Origin of the sequence: Clostridium beijerinckii, from assembly GCF_018223745.1 — a bacterium.
Classification (GTDB): Bacteria; Bacillota; Clostridia; order Clostridiales; family Clostridiaceae; genus Clostridium; species Clostridium beijerinckii.
Genome location: NZ_CP073653.1, coordinates 4731415 through 4753750, shown reverse-complemented (window position 1 = coordinate 4753750; position 22336 = coordinate 4731415). Strand labels below are relative to the sequence as shown.

The following is a 22336-nucleotide window of genomic DNA, read 5'->3' as shown; positions in this document are numbered from 1 at the left end:
TTATGGCCTTAGAATCACCCATCATAATTACCTAGAAACTGGAACAAAAGTATGTTATTCATTTCGGCGAGTTATATGCATAAGTTCAGGTCTTAGTTGAATTATCTATATATGAAAGAAACAATAAGTAAAATTTGATTTTGTATTCACTTTCAAGTGTTTTGAACTGGAGGAATGATATGTGGAACCAGTTAATGTAAGAAAAAAGGTTGATATCCTAATAACTATACTTATAGCATATTTCTTTGTTTTATGTTTAAGCTATAAAATCTTTGAATTAGAAAATTCTTTTGAAAATTATATTATGCTCGAAGTTGTAATGATAATAGCTCTTGTAAGTTATTATACTAATGTTACTCTGGCGTTGGTTGTTACTCTTGCAGTCGATTTTATTTATATGAGTTACAAATTATATTTAAATTTCTGGGGAAATATAAATATTGATTTTTATTCATATTACTGGATTTTTCTAATTCCAAGTACAGCTATTTTAATGTCATTAGTTTCAAGAAATATTTTTGCTCTTCAAACAGAAAATGAAAGTTTAATAAATGAAAATTCAGAATTAGTCATGATAGATGAAGAAACAAATATTAAAAATCAGAGAGCTCTTTTAATAGAGCTGCCAATATATATGAAGCTTAGCACAAGACATAAAATTCCTGTTACCTTACTTATTGTAAAGATTAAGTTTGCAGAAAAACTTAGAAGTATATTAGGAAAAGAAGGGTATAAGCTTTTGCTGATTCAGGCAAGTCAAGTTCTTGAAAAAAGTTTAAGAGAGGAAGATATTAAATATATAATAGATGATAAGACTTTTGGGTTTTTGACAATTACTGATATGGGGGGAGCTAAAGTTGTAAAGGAGAGATTTAGAGAGAATATTAATAAATATGATTTTACTAAAGGATCTCATTATAAAAAAGTAAAGCTAGATATTCAAATTGGTAGTTATACCTTTGATAATTCTATAAAAGATCCGTTGGAGCTCATTAGACTGGCAGAGAAGGAATTGGAATATGATATACATGAATAAATGCTTTATTTATAAAGTCATAACAATTTTGATTTGCTTTATAGGCGCTGAGTATTTTATTACCCCCATGAAATGTTATGGAGAAAACAACAAAGTACTTATTTTGTATGATAAAAGTAAGGAGTATGGTAGTGAAAAAAATTTATTGAGTGCTTTAGTTAAAAGTCAGTTATCAGAGGAAAAGGAAATTAGCATATCTAAAATAAATATCGATAATCCAAAAGATTTTCAGCAGTATAATGAAATATTCATTTTAAATATAGGAGAAGAAAATCATAGTATAGAGGCATTAAAAGAGAAATTAAAATCATATAACGGAAAGATTAACTGGATAAAAAAAGCTTCGGAACTTTTAGATAAAAAGGATTTGAAATTAAAAGCTGAGACTTATTTATATCTTGATAATGTAACTCCATTTAATGATTTAAACAATTTAATCGACGAAGTAGATTATTTAAAAGATAAGGGGATTAAATTTTTTATAGAAGCGGCACCGGTATTTGTAAATGAAAACTTGAAAGCCATGGGCAGATTTTCAGAAGCCTTAAGATATGCACAGGATAATGGAGGAAAAGTAATACTTAAGTTTCCTATAATTAATTCTAAAGGAGTAAATGGCACAGATACAGGGGGGAAAATAATTGGAGATAAACTTAAAGAGGCCTTTAAGAATTATACTAATTATTGGATTTATCCAGTTGGAATAAATGCTGATGAAGAATTTATCTATAGAGAAGATTTGAAAAATATTTTAGAAAGCACTAATACTTTATTTCTAAATTACAATGAAGATATTAACATTGATATAGATAATTATGAAATCAAAGCTTATACCAATTTTATTCAAAAAGTTGATTTAAACGACTATATTAATAATGAAAAAATAAGCGGTAAAAATGCAATAAAAATAGAAAGTAACTGCAATTTAGAAGAATTTAAAAATAATATTGATAAAGTTTTAAGTAAAGAAATTAATCTTATTCCAAGTAATAAAATGAGCACTTATATAAAGTTTGAAAGTGAAATTAAGAATGATAATGGAAGAGTTTTCTTTAACAATCAAGAGGTAACTCAGGATAGATTTATTAATGCAGAAGAATATGAAAATGCTGTTAACAAAACAATTAATAAAGAAAATCCAATTAAAGAGGATTTAACTATTACTAATAGAAGATTGGAAATATTCAGTGGAGCAGCTTTAATAATATTTATAGGAATACTTATAATAAGCAGAAATATAGAAAGAAAAAGGTTTTTTAAATAATGGTATGAATATTTTAGATTATTTAGTTATATATTCACTCATAGTAATATGGATAACAATTTTTATGAATGTGATATTAGTAATAGCTGGATATATGTATTATTCAAAAGTAAACAAGGAATATATGTATGAAGAGCTTGAAAGCTATCCATTTGTATCAATATTAGTTCCAGCTCATAATGAAGCTGTAGTAATAAAAAAGACAGTAATTTCTTTATTAGAATTGGATTATCCAAATGATAAATATGAAATTATAGTAATAAATGATAATTCAAGTGACAATTCTAAAGATGTACTTGAAAATGTCCAAAAAACTTATTATGGTAGAAATCTTATAGTGATTAATACTGACAATATAATAGGGGGAAAAGGAAAATCAAATGCTTTAAACATAGGTCTTCAAAAAAGTAAGGGAGAAATTTTGGCGGTTTATGATGCAGATAATACTCCTGATAAAAATGCTCTTAAGTATTTGGTGCAGACTTTGATAAAAGATAAGAAATTGGGAGCAGTTATTGGAAAGTTTAGATGCAGAAATAAGGATGTAAATTTACTTACAAACTTTGTTAATATAGAAACTCTTACATATCAATGGATGGCGCAGGCAGGAAGATGGTATATGCTTAAACTTTGCACTATTCCAGGAACTAATTTTGTAGTTAGAAGAGAAGTGATGGAAGAAATGGGAGGTTGGGATACGAAGGCTATAACAGAAGACACAGAAGTCAGCTTTAGAATTTATAGAATGGGATATAAAATAAAATTTATGCCTCTTGCAGTAACTTATGAACAAGAACCTCAGACTATTAAAGTATGGTTTAAGCAGAGAAACAGATGGGCAAAAGGAAATATATATGTAGTAATAAAAAATCTGAAATATTTATTTGGACTAGAAGCAGGAGTAACAAAATTTGATATTCTATATTATACTTTGGTTTATTTCTTTTTTTTATCTGCAAGCGTAATATCAGACTGTTTATTTTTGCTTGGAGGAGCAAATTTAATTGAACTTCATATTGGAGGGTATGAGATTATTTTATGGTTTATGGCATTATTAGTATTTGTCTTATCAGTAATGGTAGCAATTTCAACAGAAAAAGGAGAATTGAATGTAAAAAATGTATTGATTATATTTTTAAGCTATTTTACTTATTGCAAAATGTGGGCTATAGTTTCGGTGGCTGGTTTTTACAATTATATAAGGGATGTTGTATTGAAAAAGGAAGCAAAGTGGTATAAGACAGAAAGATTTTCTTAAGGAGGAGCAGCATGAAAGGATATATTTCAAATAAAGTAATGAGGAACAATGAAAAGCACATCTTTGGAGTATTATTTTTTTTCGTGTGTTTTATTTTTTCTACAGCGATTTTGATATTTAATACAGGTGCTGAAGTATTTGCTGCATCTGAAGGAAATAATATAGAAACAACTGAAAGTATAAAAACTTATAGTTTAAGTAATGACATATCCTTTAATGGAACTTTTTCAAGTCATAGTATATATTTCAATGTAGATAAATGGTGGGAAAATACTAAAGCTGAAGTTCAAGTGAATTTTTCTATAAATCAATTAATTGATAATAGTAAAAATTCCTATATAAAATTATCCGTTAATGGAACGCCTTTTTATTCTCAAAAAGTTTATTACAGAGCAGATTCAGAGGTTCAGCAGTTAACGGTATATATACCAAAGGAGCTAATAAAAACTGGATCTAGTGAATTAAAAATAGAAGCTTACTTAAGATTATCTGAGGACCCATGTGTAGATGATGTTAATTCAGCTAATTGGTTTGTAATAAAAGATGGTACTAACATAAAAACAACCTTTAACAATATTATTTCCAATAATAAAATATCTGATTTTCCATATCCATTTTTAAAAAATCATGATAATGATAGTGATTTAGAGGATTTATTAATTATAATTCCAGATGATTACACTGATTCAGAGCTTAGTGCTGCATACATCTTAAATTCATATTTACAAAAACTAAATGATAAATATGAAAATAAAATAAGTATAACTAAGTATGGAGATTTTCAAAAAGGAGAAAATACCAATAATATATTTATTGGAAAATTTAATAGTTTTCCTAATGAGTATACAGAAGAAAATGATCAAAGTGATGAATGTCTTATAAAAATATCAAATTCATTGTATTCAAAAAATACAAATATTAAAAACATGATGATTTTGTGTAATGATGATGACAACTTAATAAGAGGAGTTAAAGCACTGGGAAACCAAGAGTTAATATCTCAGTTAAGTGGTGATACTTATAAAGTAAATAAAGATTTAAAGGTAGATACAGTTCCAGATACTAAAAGTGGAAAAATCACTTTTGATAGTATGGGAATTGGAGAAATACAGTTAAAAGGTGCTTTTAGAAGAGAAGCTGGAATAAGCTATAGTATTCCTAAAAATAAGGTTTTTTCTGAAAGCGATAAGCTTAAAATTTTTATGAGATATTCAGACAATCTTGATTTTGATAAATCTTTAGTTACAGTGTACGTTAATAATACACCTATAGGAAGTAAAAAACTTGATAAGAGTAAGGCTTTAAATGATGAATTGGAGCTTAGTTTACCAAGTGATATAAGTTATACAAACTATTTAGACATAAAGATTGGTTTTGATTTAATTTTAAAAGATACATATTGTGAAAAAAGAGAAGAGAATATGCCTTGGGCCCTTGTTACAAGAGATTCGTATTTATATATTGGTGATAACGATACGGAAGGATATTATTTTTCAAGTTACAGTGCACCATTTGTAAAAGATGAAATGTTTAATGATACTGCAATGATTGTTCCAGATAGTCTAAGTTCTAAAGAAATGAATTCATTAGGAAAAGTCATTGGCTTTTTAGGAAAAGATGTTGCCTACAACAATGGAGATTTTAAAGTTATCAGTAATTCAAATGTGACAGCTGATGATAAAAAGAAAAATATAATAGTCTATGGAACACCAAAAACTAATAAATTGATTTCAGAGATAAATGATAAATTATGGTTTAAGTATGATGAAAGCTATTCAAAATTTTTATCAAATGAAAAGCTTCAATTAACAGAACCTTTTAGCTATAAGATTGCAAACTTCCAATTTGATATATCAAAATATAACAACCAAAAGGCAATGCTTGTATTAACCTCGCCAGATAATAAAGTATTAGAGGACTCACTAAATTATTTAAGTGTAACGGAGATGTTTCAAAAACTTAATGGAGACTGCGCAATAATAGATGAAGAGGGTAATATTAAAACATATAAAATGAAAAAAGAAACTACAAAGCCAGTTTATGAAAAGGTAGAGGAATTAGGCGGCAATGCCAAGATAATGCTTATAATAATAGGTTTGTTTATAATATTTGCAGTAATTGCTATAGTTCTATATTTATATAAAAACAAAAGCAAAGACAAGAGCGATAAAGGTAAAATAGGAAGTAGAAGAAGACGATACAATAAAAAATAATGAATTATATATTAAGTCAAGTTTTTATTATATAAGTAGAGTGGAGCAGTAGATCCTACTATATGAGACCAATATAATTATTTTTAAGTAAATGTTTTCGGGGACCTGATCGTATTTGAATAAAAATTTAAATATGATAACATAGTAATTGAGAAAAATAATAATTAAATACTTTATAAACTATATTTGTTGTAATGTACAATTCACATTTCACAATGCACAATTACAGCTAAAGTTCTTACAATATTTTTAGAATTACGATGAAGAATTATTTTTGCAACATATATAGTTTTACCAAAAATAGATAAATGGGGTGATATAATGAAATATGCATTAGATGTGCATACTCATACTATAGCAAGCGGCCATGCTTACTCAACCTTAATGGAAAATGCAAAAGCTGCTTCGGAGAAAGGAATAAAGGTGCTTGGTACTACAGAGCACGGAATTACTATGCCACATTCTCCGCATATATGGTATTTCAATAATTATAAGGTGCTGCCAAGAGAACTTTTTGGAGTTACAATGCTTTATGGAACTGAGGCTAACATAATTGATTATGATGGAAGCTTAGACATGGATGATTTAACATTAGAAAAATTGGACATTGTAATTGGAAGTATACATGATGAAGTTTACAAAGTTGGAAATATTGCAGAAAATACACAAGCTTTTATAAACGTAATAAAGAGTGGAAAAGTTGATATAATTGGTCATCTTGGAAATCCAGGAGTTCCAGTTGACTTTGAAGAAGTAATAAAGTGTGCTAAGGAAAATGATGTTTTAATAGAAATTAACAATAGCTCATTTACAACATCTAGAATTGGAAGTTTAGGTAATTGTACAAAAATAGCATCGTTATGTAAGGAACATGAGACTAAGCTAATAATAAATAGTGATGCGCACTTTTGTACTCGTATTGGGGAATTTACAGAAGCTATTAATATGCTAGAATCAATAGAATTCCCGGAAGAACTTATAATAAATAATGATCCAAAGGAATTATTATTGAGATTAAAGAAAAAAGGTAGAATAAAAGATTTAGAAGTAGAATAATTGCAATAGAAATTAAACAATAGAATGTATGATAAGCTAAATTCTTATAGATATCCAAATTTAAAATTATATTTATGTGTGGGAAAACCGAAATTAGATACAAATTTGTTCCAGCGGACTAGTGAAATTTTCGCTGGATAGTTCTAAGTGGAAGGTTGAACTCATTTCTGCATGGTCCAAAAACAAGTTTAGGACAAGCAGAAAATGGAACAACCTTCAACTAAGAACTATCACAACTCAATTTCAAATGCCGCTTTCTCAAACATGTATCTAATTTCTAGTATAATTCACAAAGATTAAAGTATAGGTATATCTTTTGGGTTGGATATCTATAGTATGGATACCCAATCATAAACTATGAAATATCCTCCAGATAGAAATGAGTAATATACTTTTGTGGAATGTTTCATTGGTAATTATGATTGATGTGATTCTTTGGCTATAAGTTGTTCCAAATGTGCTAGTTCAAAAAGTGAGAATCGAAATTTTATATTTCGTTCTTCGAACTTTCTCTGTGAGCGCTTATTCTTTGAGGCTAGCACTTTGGATGCAACTTTATAGACTTAGAATCACCCATCAGAATTACCTAGAAACTGGAACAAAAGTATGTTATTCATTTCGGAGAGTTATCTGCAGAAGTTCAGCTATTAGTTGGGTTATGTATACATTCTATTTTTTGACTAATATTTAATTGAAAACTTTTTTTCGCTATCTAATACTGGAACTATATTTAAATCTATATCGGAAACTTTAGCAAATCCATTTCCTTTTTTTATTTCGGAAACGAAAGATAAGACATTAGTTTCTAGTCCTTGAACCTCAATTTCTACATTTCCGTTCATAAGATTCCTACACCAACCAGTTAAATTTAGTTTGCAAGCTGTAAGTTGAATAAAATATCTAAAACCAACACCTTGTACTCTTCCTTGTACTATTGCTGAATATCTAATCATGTGTTTATCCTCCAATTCCTTTATAAATCGATACTTTTGATAAAATATGTTTTTCTCATATCAGGCCTATTAGGTCAATTTGCTGATGAGCAGAGAAACCAAATCTATGATTTGGTGTGAATTAGTTAAGCAGACATTCAAATCTGTGATTTGATGATGGCCGCTTACTCTGTGAATACTCAGTGAGCGCATGTGAGTCGAGCTTCCAATGATGTAAAATAGGATGGCAAATATACTTGTTATTTATTTGATTGTTCCTAGCCATAGTGATTCATATAACTTAACATATATTTCATTATTTATTTTTTTATTATATCATAATACATCTAAAAATTAGATGATAATCACAAAAGTATTTAAAATTTTCAGAATCTTTAGTATAATGTATATGTATTAGGGAATAATATGAATTAATTACACTATATGGAGGTCTTCGTATGATTGAAAGAAGCGTAGTATTAGTTAAACCAGATGGAGTAGAAAGAAATATAATAGGAAATATTTTAAGTTGTTATGAAGATAATGGTTTAAAAATAGTAGCCCTAAAGCTTATGAGAGCTACAAGAGAAATTGCTGAAAAGCATTATAGTCAACATAAAGGAAAAGACTTTTATGAGGAACTTATAACGTTTATAACAAGGAGCCCACTATGTGCATTAATATTGCAAGGTGAAGATGCTGTAGCAAGAATAAGAAAGATTAATGGAGCAACTAGTCCAACAGATGCAGAAGAAGGAACAATAAGACATAGATATGCTAGAAGTAAGACAGAAAATTGTGTTCATGCATCAGACACTGTAGAAAGTGCTAAAGAAGAAATTGCTTTATGGTTTCCAGAAATATAAAATACGGACTTTAAATGAATGAATAATTGAATATTAGATTTAAAAAGGCCTACTTAGAATACAATTAGTATTTAAAGTAGGCCTTTTTGTGTGTGGAGAATATATAGATAAAACGAATATAATCTATACTTATGCGTATGCATCACCAAAATGAATAATATACTTTTGTTCCAGTTTCTAGGTAATTCTGATGGGTGATTCTAAGTCTATAAAGTTGCACCCAAGGTGCTAGCCTCAAAGAATAAGCTTTGAACTAGCACATTTGGAACAGATGGAATTGTTATTTTTTTGAATGTGACTAGTATAAAAATATGGTATAATAAAATAGAATAGCAATGTTAAGTCTGCAAGGGAGGTAATTAATGAAGTTAAGGAAAGCGAGTATTATAGGGGGAATAATTTTAGTTTGTCTCATCATAATAATAGTCATAATACTGTATAATCTGATTGGTCCAGGTGCAAAAGATATTAGGGCATCTAAGGATTTTATGGCTAGGTTATATTCAATTAATGCAATAAATACTGAACAAAATTTAGAATCTATAAAATATGAAAGAAGAAGGACGCTAAATAGTCAGAATGAATTAGTTCATAGAAGTATAGTAACTCAAGGTTTTGGTATAGATTTAGATAAAGATAATAATGTAATAGGTTTTGCAAAAAAAGAAATTCCAGCAAATGCAACAAAAATTAATTTACAAGATGCTAGAACTTTAGCAGAAGGGTACTTAAAGAACATATATGATGGAGAAGTGGTCTTAAAGACAATTAATAGCAATGAGGATGCTAAAAAGCTGCCATATTACTCATTCATATATACAAAGCAAAAGAATGGATATCCGTTTTATTTCGATGAAATAAAATTAAATATTGATAAAGAAAGTGGATTTCTAGATGGGTATTCCAACTCTACAATGCAAAGGGAATGTAAAGATCCTGTAATAAATATTTCTAGTGGAGAAGCAAAAAAAATATCCGTTGACTCTTTTGAAAAATATAATAAAGAAACTGTAGTTAAAGATGAAACTGATTTAGTTTATGCAGATAATAGAATGGAAAAAGAAAAAAGCCAAATATATGAAGTGTGTTACATTGTAACTATAGATGGTAAGAATGATAAAGGTGCAAATATTAGTTGGAAGTTTTTTATTAGCGCTGAGAGCGGTGATGTTTTAAATATATTAAAAGATGGCGCTGAAAAAGAAGTTATTACAAACAAATAGAAAGATAGAGGATAATCTGTAATTTGATTATCCTCTATCTTTTTCATTTTATATAAATTTAAAATTTAGCAAATTTATAATATATTTGAGCTATTTAATTCGTTGTTGGTGGATGCTGAGTGTTACTACCAGGTCCGTAAGAATTATGAGTAGTATTCCTGTTACCACCAGTGCTGGCATTATTAGAATTTGAATTATTATTCTCATTATTATTTTCAGTTTTCTGTGAAGGTTCCGTACTACCAACGACAGGTGGAGCTAGTGCGTCATTATTAGTTGCAGGAGGAGTCTCGGAATCTGCTGGGGCATTACCCGAATTTGAATTATTATCTGCAGGGTTTAAATTAGCCGAAGATCCGTTATTAAAATTATATCGATTAGTGCCAGAGTGTATTGTGCAATTTGAAGTTGGTTGTGTTCCATCGATGAATAATTCTTCATAAACCCTGCTTCCTCTAAGGTCAAAATTACAGAAAAGGGTTGAAAGTTCACCAGAATCCTTACAAACACTAGCTTTTACTATTCCGCTAGGCTCTTCTATATCTTTTACCTCTAACTTTGCATGAGCTTTAGCCATTAATTTTCCCCAAACAACAGCGCACCCACTTGAACTACCATGGAGTTCTTTAGGATTATCATATCCAATCCAAACAGAAGCTGATAAGTAAGGTGAAAGTCCTGCAAACCATAAATCTGTGGAATTAGAAGTAGTACCAGTTTTACCAGCAACAGGCATATTGCCCCACTTTGCACCAGTAGCATTGTATTCATTTACTGGTCCTTTTAACATATCATATAGAATATATGCAGCTTGTGGTGAAAAAACTTTTGCTTGTTTTGGCGAAGTATTATCAAGTAAAACTTTACCTGTAGAATCAACTACTTTTGTATATAGCATAGGCTCTGTATATATACCGTTGTTACCAAAGCTGCCATATGCAGCAGCTAAGATAGATGTATTACCACCGTCCCTATCACTTGGAGAGTTATTGAATTGTCCTAAAGCAACAGCTGCCATTGATGACTTAGAAGCAGCATTATACTTTAGACCAAGCTTTTCACCGTATTCAATACCAGTTTTCATACCGATCTTATCTTCTGTTAAAACTGCACCAGTATTCTTTGAATGCGTAAGAGCATCTCTTGAGGTCATAAGTCCTGAATATTCATTAGGGGAATTTAGAGGATTATAAGGACCATCTTTTGCTGGAGAATACTTCTTTCCGATTTCAGGAGGTATTGGTGCATCATTTATAGGTGTTGCAGCAGTTATAATTTTTTGATCTATGCCAGGACCATATACCGTTAATGGTTTTGTAGACGATCCGATAGGACGCAAATCATTATAAGCTCTATTTATTGATTGCGGACCTTGTTTACCACGTCCCCCAACCATTGCAAGAACATGACCATTTCTGTAATCCATTATTGTTGCGGACGCTTGTAATAAAGGAACACCATCTTTATCGTAGCTTTCCTTGTTATTAATTCCTAAGTTTTTATAATTATCTAAAGTAGATTGGGTAAAATCTTGAAGATCTTTATCCATGGTTGTATAGATTTTAAGACCACCATTAACCATTAATTTAGATACTTCTTCATCTGAATATTTATATTTTTCCTTTAAGTCTTCTTTTACCTGAGACACAGCAGGATATACAAACCATTCATAATTTAATCTATAATCCTTTTTAATTGATTTAAATACTAGACCACCATTTTTAACATCGTTAGCGGCCTTATCATATTGAGCGTCATCAATATATTGAAGCTTGTGCATCTGACTTAAAACGGTAAGTGTTCTGTTAATATAAGGACTTGGATCCTTTTGATTGTTATAAGCGCTATATGAACTTGGAGCTTGAGTAATTCCGGCTAGATATGCACATTCAATCAAAGATAAATCAGGTGTGCTTTTACCAAAATATAATAAAGATGCAGCCTCCACTCCATACACATGACCACCTAGGGGAATTGTGTTCAAATAAGCTGTTAAAATTTGATCCTTTGTTAATGCTTTTTCTAAATTAATAGCTAAATAAGCTTCCTTTATCTTTCTTTCAATAGAAACATCATTAGTTAAAATTGTGTTTTTAAGTAATTGTTGAGTTAGTGTAGATGCTCCATGTAGTCCTTTTTGTCCAGTAACAAATCTCTTTGCATCTAAAAAAGCTGCACCTACAATTCTCTGAATGTCTATTCCATTATGTTGGTAGAATCTTTCATCCTCGATGGATACAAAAGCATTTTTTAAGTTAGATGGTATTTTGCTTGAATCTATAACGTAACGTTCCTCATCAGTCTGCATATTATCCATAAAGTCCCCAGCACTATCATATATACTGGAAGGTTGGTTTAAAGTTAATACAGCATCGACATTTAGAGGAGGCGTAGTTTTTATAATAGCAAAAGCATAACCTGCGCATACTACTAACATTGCAAGAAAACAAAATATAAAACCAAAACATATGCCCTTAAAAATTTTTTTTGATTTCTTTTTCTTCTTTTTAGATGGCTTTTTTTTTCGTGGGGCATTGTTTGGTTTTTTCACGTTATCATTAATTGCCATTTTATCCTCCTAAAATTACAAGGTATATAATTTAATAATATTCTATATCATTATAGCATAATTATAGTATGATTAAATAAATAACTCAATAATAAAGGTGTTGACAATGCAATATTATACAAGACGAAAAACGCATAAATACATATCATTTATAGTACTTATTATAGTTATTATTGTCATTTTAAACATAACTGTAATGTTTTTTGATCAAAGGGTCATGCCCTCTGTGACAGAAATAGCGACAATAATGGCAAAGTCCCAAACATTAGATATAATAAATAAAAAAAGTGTAGATATTTTATCAAAAGATTTTAAGTATGATGAGATGGTAAAAATTGAAAAAGACAACCAAGGCAATATAATTTTAATTCAAGCGGATACTGGAAAATTGAATTATATAGCAGCTGAATTGTCTACAGAATGTAATAAAGAATTAAGTGATATGAAGAACAATGCAATAAAAGTTCCTTTAGGCTGGATGAGTGATAAAAGTGCCTTTTATAATGTTGGCCCTAAGATAAGTGTTGAGATAGAGCCTATAGGAAATATAAGTACAAGTTATGAATCTAAATTTGAAAGTGCTGGAATTAATCAAACTAGGCATAAGATATACTTAAATGTTACAGCTAAAATCAGGCTTAGACTTCCACTAAGGAATCAAGATGCTGAGGTGAGCACACAAGTTCCGGTTTCAGACACAATCATAGTTGGAAAAATACCAAATACAACTCTTGGATTTCCTACAAATGAACAAAATAATTAGCAATTCACAATTTACAATTCACAATGTAAGAAGAAATAAGACAAGGCTTCACCTTATCTTATTTCTTTTTAAATTGAATTCTTAACTATGCTATTTAGAATTTTACATAATTCTCTACATTTTAATAATATGGGGTTTCCAACAATTTGCTCAATAATATTCGATTTAATAAGTAATTCTATCCAATACTCGGTTTCATTTGCTTCTTTTAAAGCTATATTCATTTTAAATTTAAAATCAGACTTACTAAAACCACGAATACCCTCTTTTACATTAGCTCCAATGCTTGTTCCAGATCTTAATAATTGTTTAGATAAAATATACTCTTGTTTATCACGAATCAAGAACTTGTATAAATTTATGATATCAAGAGCAAAATCAAAAGATTTAGTGACGATAATATTAGAGTCTATTTAAATCACCATCCTAATTTTTTTAGATATCATAATTATTGACAAGTTAAAAAGATTTAAACAATTTGCAATTAAATAATAAAGTTTTTTGGGAAATTTAAGAACAGAAAATTAAAAAAATCCCGAAGGGATTTTTTTAATTGTGAATTGTGAATTGTGAATTGTGAATTGTGAATTGTGAATTGTGAATTGTGAATTGTGAATTGTGAATTGTGAATTGTGAATTGTGAATTGTGAATTGTGAATTGTGAATTGTGAATTGTGAATTGTGAATTGTGAATTGTGAATTGTGAATTGTGAATTGTGAATTGTGAATTGTGAATTGTGAATTGTGAATTGTGAATTGTGAATTGTGAATTGTGAATTGTGAATTGTGAATTGGAATAAAAAAAGAACCGTGAGGTTCTTTTTTTATTCCCAATTAAATACGTAAGGAACATTTCTATAATAATCACCGTAGTTTAATCCGTATCCAACTACAAATACATCTTCAATTTCAAAACAGCAGTAATCAGGTTGTATATGTACTTTTCTACGAGAAGGTTTATCAAGAAGAACACAAGTCTTTACAGAAGCTGGGTTCAAACCTTTTATGTAATTATAAACGAAATCCATTGTAATTCCAGTATCAACTATATCATCAACTATAAGAACGTCCCATCCTTCAATATTATCAGAGATATCATTAACTACTTTAACAGACCCAGAAGATGTTTCGCTATGTCCGTAGCTTGATGTAGTCATAAATCCTATTTTAGCATCTAAATCTATAGCTCTAGCTAAATCAGCAGCATAGATAAAACTTCCACGAAGTAAAGATAAAATGTAAAGTTTTTTACCTTTATAATCTTCAGCAATAGTTTTTCCTAATTCCTTTATTCTTGTATTAATTTGTTCTTCAGAAAAAAGAATGTTACGTTTCTTATCTTCCATGTTTAAAAAACTCCTTTTATATTTATTTTTCAAATGTACACATTTCCTTAAAAATACACAGCTTATTATTAACATATAAGTTCTAAAATAATATAATTCATTCTATTTGGTTTACAATAACTGATAGTTTGAATTTATTTTTGATGAATTTAATTTTTTAGAATACATAATATATTATGTTGCAATTCACAATGCACATTTCACAATTCACAATTACGGCTAAAATTCTTGCAATATTTTTAGAATTATGATGAAGAATTATTTTTGCAATATATATGATTACAGATAAAATACTCATAGGTATTTATAAATTGTTGCATATTTTTCAAGTTATGTGATAATTTACTCTAAATTTATAAAATGTATATTGTCAAGTGTAGATTATTAAAGTTATAATTAATGAATTAATAGTATAAAATTATATGAAAGTTGTCAAGATAGGGATATGAGGAAAATAGCGAGTTAAAGATGTAATGAAAAGTTCTTATGTGCAACATACAGGCTCTTTTCTAATATGTATATTTTGCGTCAGGAAAGTAGGAAGGTTTAACGCATAGAGAACTATCAAGGTAAACCTAACGATGCAGTATGACACGAGATAGATAAACATACTGTTTTGTTATTTTCTTAAATATCCCTTGGCTAATGTGAGGTGTTTATTAATGATATATGGAAATATTGAAGGAATTAGAAAATCTTTAATAGAAGAGTTAGAGAATATTTATTCTATAAGAAATTTAAAGGATGAAATATGTAATGAAGAAATTTTAAATATTATTTCTAGAGTTTCTAGTTTTATTGAAAGAGAAATCAGTGTAGCTATAAATAGAAAAGGTAATGTCACATCTGTTGCAATTGGAGATTCTACATCTGTTGAGGTTCCAATAATAGATATAGATGAAAAGAGATTATCAGGTGTTAGAGTTATACATACTCATCCAAATGGTTATTGTAATCTTTCAGCGCTAGATTTAACAGCTCTATTAAAATTAAAGCTAGATGCAATTATATCAGTGGCTATAACAGATGGTAATATAATAGATTTTTCTTTGGGAATGCTTAGTTTATATAACAATAAATTAGAAACAGAAGAAAAAAGTAATCTTTCTTTAAATGAAATTATGTCTATAAATATTTTAGATAGGATAAGATTTATAGAAAATTTAATTAAGAACAATGATGTCATAGAGGAAACAGAAGAAAAAGCAATATTAGTTGGTTCTGATACAAAAGAAAGTCTAGAGGAATTAGCAGAGCTTACAGAAGCCTGCAACATACCTGTTTTAAAAACTGTATTCCAAAGCAGAAGTAAAATTGATGCAGCATACTTTATTGGACGAGGTAAAGTGTTGGAAATTGCTTCTATGAGGCAGGTAGAAAGAGCTAATGTAATAATATTTGATGATGAGCTTTCAGGATCTCAAGTTAGAAATTTAGAAGCTGCATTAGGAGCCAAAGTAATAGATAGAACAACATTAATATTAGAAATATTTGCAACAAGGGCTAAAACTAAAGAATCAAAAATTCAAGTAGAGCTAGCTCAGTTGAAATATAGATTAGGTAGATTACAGGGACTCGGAACTATATTATCTAGAACAGGTGGTGGTATAGGAACTAGAGGACCTGGAGAAAAGAAGCTTGAAACAGATAGAAGACATATAATGGAAACAATATATGATTTAAAAGATGAGCTTAAGAAAATAAAAAGAACTAGAGAAGTACAAAGAGAAAAGAGAAGAAAAGAAAATATTCCTAAAGTATCTTTAGTTGGATATACTAATGCAGGAAAATCAACTTTAAGAAATACACTTTGTGATTTGGCAGCAAAAAATGAAAATAAAACTAAGGAAAAAGTATTTGAAGCAAATATGCTTTTTGCAACATTAGATACTACAACAAGAGCTGTAACTCTAAGTAAAAAAGGAGTGATAACTCTTACAGACACAGTTGGTTTTGTAAGGAAATTACCACATGATTTGGTGGAAGCATTTAAATCAACTTTAGAAGAAGTTATATTTTCAGATCTTCTATGCCATGTAATAGATGTATCTTCAGATAGTGCAATAGATCAATATAATGCTGTAAATGAGGTTTTAAGTGAGCTTGGGGCTATAGATAAAGAAACAATATTAGTTTTAAATAAAATAGATAAAGCTACTGAAGAACAAAAAGCGCGAATTAAAGAATTTGCAGTAGGAAATTTTGATGTAATAGAAATTTCGGCTAAAGAAAAAATAAATTTAGATAAATTGCTAAGTTTAATTGAGGAAAAATTGCCATATAATTATAGAAAAGTAGAGTATTTAATACCTTATGAGAAAGGCGATATTCAATCTTTCTTACATAGAAATGCTAGAATACTTGAAGAAGAATATAAAGATAATGGAACATATATGGTAGCAGAAGTAGATGATGAAGTTTTTAATAAAACTCAGGAATACGCTAAGATATAAGGTTAACTGATTAAATATAATAATAAATATAGTTCTTCCGTAATATACTTAAATAAGAATTGTTATAGGAGACTATAGTTTATGGAAACAAGTGGACCATTAAATCAATTAGATCCTAGAAGCGCAAGATCCCTAAGAACTGCTCAGAGGGCATTGAATCAGGGAAGTACAGGTGCTAATGCGACTGATGCCGCTGGTAATGAAAATGTATCATCGGATTTAAATAATGAACTAAGAGATATGCAGAATCAAGTATTAACGCAATTATCAAATATGAGTACAGCAATAGCACAAATAAGTGCAGCTCAAACTAATGTTGCTTCAATTAGAGTCGAGCAGATAAGTTTAACTTATTTTACTAGAGAGGTACGTCCTTTACTTGATGCATTATACTTTATCTCTATATCATCTTTAAATATAGCAGGAGTTGCACAGGTAATACAAAGTAATACTTTTGGTGAGAGAAAAGAACTAAGGGAATCATTGGAGCTTGTTTATGAAATGAATCACGAACTTAATCAGATATTAGAGTCATTAAGCAGGCGTTTGAAGATTTACATACATCAGATAAAGAAAATGGATAAAGATTGTCCGCCATTTGTGAATAGAACAGAAGATTCTTAGATATTATATTTAAGAATCTTTTTTTATTCTTTAGGAATTTATATTCCAATAAAATCTGTGGATAATTTAAAAAAGGTTGATTGACTAGTTTTTGTATTTTAAAAAGAATAAAAAAGAAATCTTATTCGCCTGCATAAAATGTTCTTATATGCAGCAGAGCTGCTATTTCTGATGTGCAGATTTTTCTCACATGCGTTCGAAAAGGCAGATGCGTGAAAAAATCTACACATATGAAAAGAGTGCGAAGCACAATACGGAACTTAACCACAGTCGCCTGCGATTTTGTTCTTCGAATATTATGGATTTGAGTAGTACTGTAAAGTAGTACCTTTAAATAAATATTTCTTTACGTTATAATGTTAGTAAGTTTGTTATAAAGTAAAACTTTGATTCAGATGTGATTAAGCTTTATCTAGAATTTAATTGTACTTATGCCTTAAAAGGCAAGATCTCAAGAAGCTTGCAACTGTTATTTTTTAATTAAAATGAATAAATGCTTTAGGTGATAGCCATCTGATAAACAAAGTATACAATGTCTTAGTAAAAGAAGGTGAAATTAAGTGTCAAAATCCATATTAGAATATCAGAAATCCTCTGAAAAGTTAATAAATGTATTGAAGATTAATAAAAAAGTGTTAGCTATATTTGCATTTGGAAGCATAATTAGCGGTGATCTTTGGGAGGAATCTGACATAGATTTATTCATTGTATATAAGGAAATATTTGATAATGTTAGAGACATATATTCTGAAATACTAGGGGTACCGGTACATATAAAGGTCCTAAATAAAGAAAGCTTTTTAGAACTATACGAAAGTAATGGGAATAAGGGAGTTATAAGGAACTTACTAATATCTTCTAAAATAATATTTTCAAGAGATGATGAAATTGAGAGCATTTTTAATAAAGCCAAATATAGTTTAGATAAATACAGAGAAACTTGGAACTTGGTGTATTTAGGTAATGTTATAAAAGATATTAGAGTAACTAAAAAGTATTTGCAAAACAATAGTGTTTTTACATCTTATGAAGTTTTAATAAGAGCTCTAGATAGTTTTGCTAAGTTATATTTAAATTTAAATGGATACACTGTAAGTAAAGACGCAGTAAAAATGGCTATAAACTTAAATAATAAATTTAATGTTATAGTTGATAATTTGTTTAATGATAAATGCGCAAAGGAAAATATACAAAACGCTGTAGATTATATCGAGAATTTTCTAGATGAAAATATAAATGAGGCCGCTAAGTCTTTACTGGATTATTTATATGAAAAAAATGCATTTTTAAGCTCCTTTGAAATAAAAAACAGTGATGAGTTCAAGGAATTTAATATAAAAATAGAAGATATACTAAAGGAATTATACAAGAGAAAATTAATAATGAAAGATACTAAAAATTTGGATTTGCCTTCTAATGAAAAGTTAGTCAGAGAGAATGTGTATTCATACAAGAGTTATGAGGCACAATCAAAAAAATAGTCTTACAATCAATTAAAGGAGAGTTTTATGGATATTTATAAAGATTTTACGTTTAAAGATAATGATATCCCTAAGTATATTCAAGTAGCTAATTATATAAAAAGTTTAATTGATAAAAGAAAGATAAAAGAAGGAGACAAACTTCCAACTATAAGAGAGCTGTCAAAAAAATTAGGCGTAAACAATGTCACTATAGTTAGTGCATACAATAAGCTTAAATCAGAAGGTTATGCCTATCAAAAGGTAGGAAGCGGTAGTTATGCAAAAAGAAAAGAAGTTGCTTCAAATTTTAGAAAAGAATATTCAAATGCATTAAAAAAGATATCCATGGGAGATTTAACTGATGTAATAGATTTTACTGGGGAGACTACAGGGGAAGTGTTATTCCCTATTGATGATTTAAAAGGAATTATAAATGAAGTTTTAGAAAGAGATGGAGCAAATGCGTTACTTTCAGACAACAGAAATGGATATACTAATCTTATTTATACTATAAATAAAGTATTTTGGAATAATAAATTAAACGATGAAGACATAATAATTATATCAGGTGCTCAACAAGGAATTGATATAGCATCTAAAGGAATATTAAATATAAATGATAATATAATAGTTGAAAAGCCAACATATGTAGGAGCATTATCAGTATTTAAATGGAGAAAAGTTAATTTGTTTGAAGTGCCAATTGATGAAGATGGAATAAACTTAAATAAATTTGAAAAGATATTACAGAAAAACGAAATAAAATGTTTTTATACAATGAGTTATTTTCAAAATCCAACAGGAGTAAGTTATAGTATAGAAAAGAAGAAGAGAATTTTAGACCTTGCAGAAATTTATGATTTTTACATAATTGAAGATGATTATTTATCGGAACTTATATATGAAAATTCATTAGAATATGTGCCGTTTAAATGGCTTGATAAAAATGATAGGGTAATTTATATAAAAAGTTTTTCGAAAATATTTCTTCCAGGAATAAGATTAGGATACTTAGTTGCACCAGAAGTATTCAGTGAAACTCTTCAAAATTCAAAGCACAATACAGATATAACTACTTCAAGTTTAATGCAGAGAGCCTTGGAATTATATATTTCGAGTAATAAGTGGAAAAAGAATATTAAAAATCTAAATGATGAATATATAAAAAGGTATACGCATTTAAAAACAATTCTAGATAGTGAATTTAAAGATATGTTAACCTACAATGATCCAAAAGGTGGATTGAATTTTTATATAACTTTAAAAGATGAGTTTAAGATTAATACTAAAGAACTTTTTATAAAACTTAGAAAGAAAAATGTATATATTACTCCAGGGGCTATGTTCTTTACATCACAAAATGATGGACAAGATTCTTTTAGGATAGCCTTTTATCAAACCGATAAGGAAAAGATTGAGAAAGGTATGAAAATACTTAAGGAAGAATTAATTTTGGCTAAGGAACTTAGATATGACAAGTTAAATTAACTAGTGAGAGATTTTATCGGATATCTAGTAGCTGTAATATTCCCATATTCTATTAAAGTGGGAGATAACAGTGGCACGCGACACTAGATAAGTTCAACTAACCTTCAGTGGGAGAGTTACCATCAAGGGGCACCTAAAAACTCCCTCTGAGGCTAAGTTTCACTTCATGTTAATATTCTTAAGAATTTTAGAATATATATTTTAAACAATATTAGAATATATATTCTGTACAATATATATTCTTCAGAATATGCAGTAAAAATGCAGCATAGGAAGGTATCGTAATATTCTAATTATTTAAGTATGTATAAAATTGTTTTAAATCAATATGCGTACTATATATTCTGATTTGAGATTGAAAAGGAGCTAGATTGATATGTCGTACATTACAGTAAAAGACTTTGGTGAAGATAGATTTGAAGAAAAGAAGTCAGAGTTTATTGGTTATGCAAGAAGAGTGGAAAATGAAGAGGAAGCTAAAGCTTTTATAAATGAGATAAAGAATATGCACAAACAGGCAAGGCATAATTGCTCAGCATATATAATCGGAAAAGACATGAATATTCAAAGGTACTCAGATGATGGCGAACCACAAGGAACAGCAGGAATACCAATTCTTGAAGTGATGAAAAAAAGTAGAGTGACAGATTGTGCAGTAGTTGTTACGAGATATTTTGGCGGAATACTTTTAGGGGCAGGTGGCTTAACTAGAGCCTATACAAAAGGTGCCAGCATCGCAATAAAATCAGCTGGAGTTGTAGAAAAGGTTGAAGGCTTAAAATTAAGTTTTGAAATGGAATATGATCTATTTGGAAAAGTTCAATATACATGCGGTCAAAATTCTTGGCATATAGAAGGTACTGAATACAGCGATAAAGTAGTTGTCAATATATTAGCAGAAAAGCTAATGGCTGAAGATATAGAAAACGAGATTGTAGAAGTTACTAACGGAAAAGTGATAGTTAGAAAAAGTGAAGAGGACATATATTTTAAAGAGGGAACTAGATTATATTTGAAAATATAAATAGTATTTTAGAATTATGGTTCGTTGCTTATAGATATCCAACTTTAAAACTAGACTTATGTGGTAACTTGCCGAAATCATAAATATTTTGATTCCGAAAAGCTATGAAAATATCGCTGAAGGTTCTAAGCAGCAGGTTGTATCCACTTTAGCATGCTCCAACTTTCAGTTTGACAAGCTAAAATGGAACAACCTACAGCTAAGAACCTTTAACAGCTCATTTTCAAATGTTTTCTCCACAAATATATTTATGATTTCTAGCTAAAGATAATCATTTATATACAGTAAATATGGAAATATGTTCACAGAATAAGTCTAATTAATAATTGGAATGTCTATAGTTACGTATTTGAAGCTCAGCGAGATACTTCGTAAAAGAATGAGAATACAAGCTAATTATAAAATTTATTATTCATAATTAACTACTACTGGAGATTTTTATTTCAAAGTGAAAATATAGTTTTAGCAATAAATTTTTTATAACATGCAACTTAGGTTTATATATGCCATAATGATAAATTTGCATTTAAATTCTAATGGATTAGATCCAAAATTGTGTTAAAAAGCTAGAAACTTGGCTGTAATATAATGTTATATTTTAATAAAGCTTATAGAGAATTATTTGGTGATAGGATAATTGTGAACTTATGTAAAATGTGGTATAATAGCTGTTGGATTTTGTATTTTAAAGAAAAAATCATTAATTAAATGAATAACTTGTAATAAGAATCGTTACAAATAGATATTATATATATTGT

The 22336-nt window shown here is 28.9% G+C and carries 17 protein-coding genes; 13 read left to right on the top strand and 4 right to left on the bottom strand.

The window, feature by feature from the left end:
• Window positions 1-181 precede the first annotated feature (181 nt).
• The 5 genes from KEC93_RS21470 to KEC93_RS21450 all read left to right on the top strand — a co-directional run bounded on the left by KEC93_RS21470 (window position 182) and on the right by KEC93_RS21450 (window position 6827).
• Window positions 182-1036: a diguanylate cyclase domain-containing protein gene (locus KEC93_RS21470; protein ID WP_077868595.1), complete on the top strand. Its 855-nt coding sequence runs from the start codon at window positions 182-184 to the stop codon at window positions 1034-1036.
• A gap of 67 nt (window positions 1037-1103) precedes the next feature.
• Window positions 1104-2300, top strand: a complete 1197-nt coding sequence (locus KEC93_RS21465; RefSeq protein ID WP_241394839.1) for a polysaccharide deacetylase family protein — start codon at window positions 1104-1106, stop codon at window positions 2298-2300.
• 4 nt (window positions 2301-2304) lie between these two features.
• Window positions 2305-3558 (top strand): glycosyltransferase family 2 protein, encoded by a 1254-nt coding sequence (locus tag KEC93_RS21460; RefSeq protein ID WP_065418883.1) that lies wholly within the window; start codon window positions 2305-2307, stop codon window positions 3556-3558.
• Window positions 3559-3569: 11 nt separating this feature from the next.
• The gene (locus tag KEC93_RS21455) at window positions 3570-5771 is read left to right on the top strand and encodes a cellulose biosynthesis cyclic di-GMP-binding regulatory protein BcsB (RefSeq protein WP_077868597.1); all 2202 of its coding nucleotides are present in this window, start codon (window positions 3570-3572) and stop codon (window positions 5769-5771) included.
• Between the two features lie 321 nt (window positions 5772-6092).
• Window positions 6093-6827 (top strand): phosphatase, encoded by a 735-nt coding sequence (locus KEC93_RS21450; RefSeq protein WP_077309119.1) that lies wholly within the window; start codon window positions 6093-6095, stop codon window positions 6825-6827.
• 680 nt (window positions 6828-7507) lie between these two features.
• On the opposite strand, the gene KEC93_RS21445 is transcribed toward KEC93_RS21450, so the two are convergent.
• Window positions 7508-7780 carry an acylphosphatase gene (locus KEC93_RS21445; protein ID WP_077868598.1) on the bottom strand — a complete coding sequence of 91 codons (273 nt, stop codon included), beginning with the start codon at window positions 7778-7780 and terminating at the stop codon, window positions 7508-7510.
• A 437-nt stretch (window positions 7781-8217) separates the two neighbouring features.
• On the opposite strand from KEC93_RS21445, the gene ndk reads away from it, so the two are divergent.
• Entirely contained in the window at window positions 8218-8625 is a 408-nt protein-coding gene (ndk, locus tag KEC93_RS21440; protein ID WP_012060389.1) for a nucleoside-diphosphate kinase, read from the top strand.
• Between the two features lie 362 nt (window positions 8626-8987).
• Window positions 8988-9848 carry a YcdB/YcdC domain-containing protein gene (locus KEC93_RS21435; RefSeq protein ID WP_077841737.1) on the top strand — a complete coding sequence of 287 codons (861 nt, stop codon included), beginning with the start codon at window positions 8988-8990 and terminating at the stop codon, window positions 9846-9848.
• A 94-nt stretch (window positions 9849-9942) separates the two neighbouring features.
• Here the strand turns inward: KEC93_RS21435 and KEC93_RS21430 are convergent, their stop codons facing one another.
• Window positions 9943-12417 carry a transglycosylase domain-containing protein gene (locus tag KEC93_RS21430; protein WP_077868599.1) on the bottom strand — a complete coding sequence of 825 codons (2475 nt, stop codon included), beginning with the start codon at window positions 12415-12417 and terminating at the stop codon, window positions 9943-9945.
• Window positions 12418-12523: 106 nt separating this feature from the next.
• Here KEC93_RS21430 and yunB point away from each other — a divergent pair, with 106 nt between their 5' ends.
• Window positions 12524-13180 (top strand): sporulation protein YunB, encoded by a 657-nt coding sequence (yunB, locus tag KEC93_RS21425; protein WP_077868600.1) that lies wholly within the window; start codon window positions 12524-12526, stop codon window positions 13178-13180.
• Window positions 13181-13248: 68 nt separating this feature from the next.
• Here yunB and KEC93_RS21420 read toward each other — a convergent pair whose 3' ends face one another.
• Both KEC93_RS21420 and hpt read right to left on the bottom strand, forming a co-directional pair.
• On the bottom strand, window positions 13249-13593 hold the full coding sequence (locus KEC93_RS21420; protein ID WP_077868601.1) for a four helix bundle protein: 345 nt from the start codon (window positions 13591-13593) through the stop codon (window positions 13249-13251).
• A 411-nt stretch (window positions 13594-14004) separates the two neighbouring features.
• On the bottom strand, window positions 14005-14526 hold the full coding sequence (gene hpt, locus KEC93_RS21415; protein ID WP_012060385.1) for a hypoxanthine phosphoribosyltransferase: 522 nt from the start codon (window positions 14524-14526) through the stop codon (window positions 14005-14007).
• 662 nt (window positions 14527-15188) lie between these two features.
• Here hpt and hflX point away from each other — a divergent pair.
• From hflX to KEC93_RS21390, 5 genes are all read left to right on the top strand, one after another.
• Window positions 15189-16979, top strand: a complete 1791-nt coding sequence (gene hflX, locus KEC93_RS21410) for a GTPase HflX (protein WP_039769539.1) — start codon at window positions 15189-15191, stop codon at window positions 16977-16979.
• An 81-nt stretch (window positions 16980-17060) separates the two neighbouring features.
• Window positions 17061-17603: a hypothetical protein gene (locus KEC93_RS21405; RefSeq protein WP_023973251.1), complete on the top strand. Its 543-nt coding sequence runs from the start codon at window positions 17061-17063 to the stop codon at window positions 17601-17603.
• 560 nt (window positions 17604-18163) lie between these two features.
• Window positions 18164-19084 carry a nucleotidyltransferase domain-containing protein gene (locus KEC93_RS21400; protein WP_077868602.1) on the top strand — a complete coding sequence of 307 codons (921 nt, stop codon included), beginning with the start codon at window positions 18164-18166 and terminating at the stop codon, window positions 19082-19084.
• A gap of 27 nt (window positions 19085-19111) precedes the next feature.
• Window positions 19112-20554, top strand: coding sequence for an aminotransferase-like domain-containing protein (locus KEC93_RS21395; RefSeq protein ID WP_077868603.1), 1443 nt, complete (start codon window positions 19112-19114; stop codon window positions 20552-20554).
• 376 nt (window positions 20555-20930) lie between these two features.
• A complete protein-coding gene (locus tag KEC93_RS21390; RefSeq protein WP_077868604.1) occupies window positions 20931-21578 on the top strand; it encodes a YigZ family protein in 648 nt (215 codons plus the stop codon).
• Window positions 21579-22336: the final 758 nt, after the last annotated feature.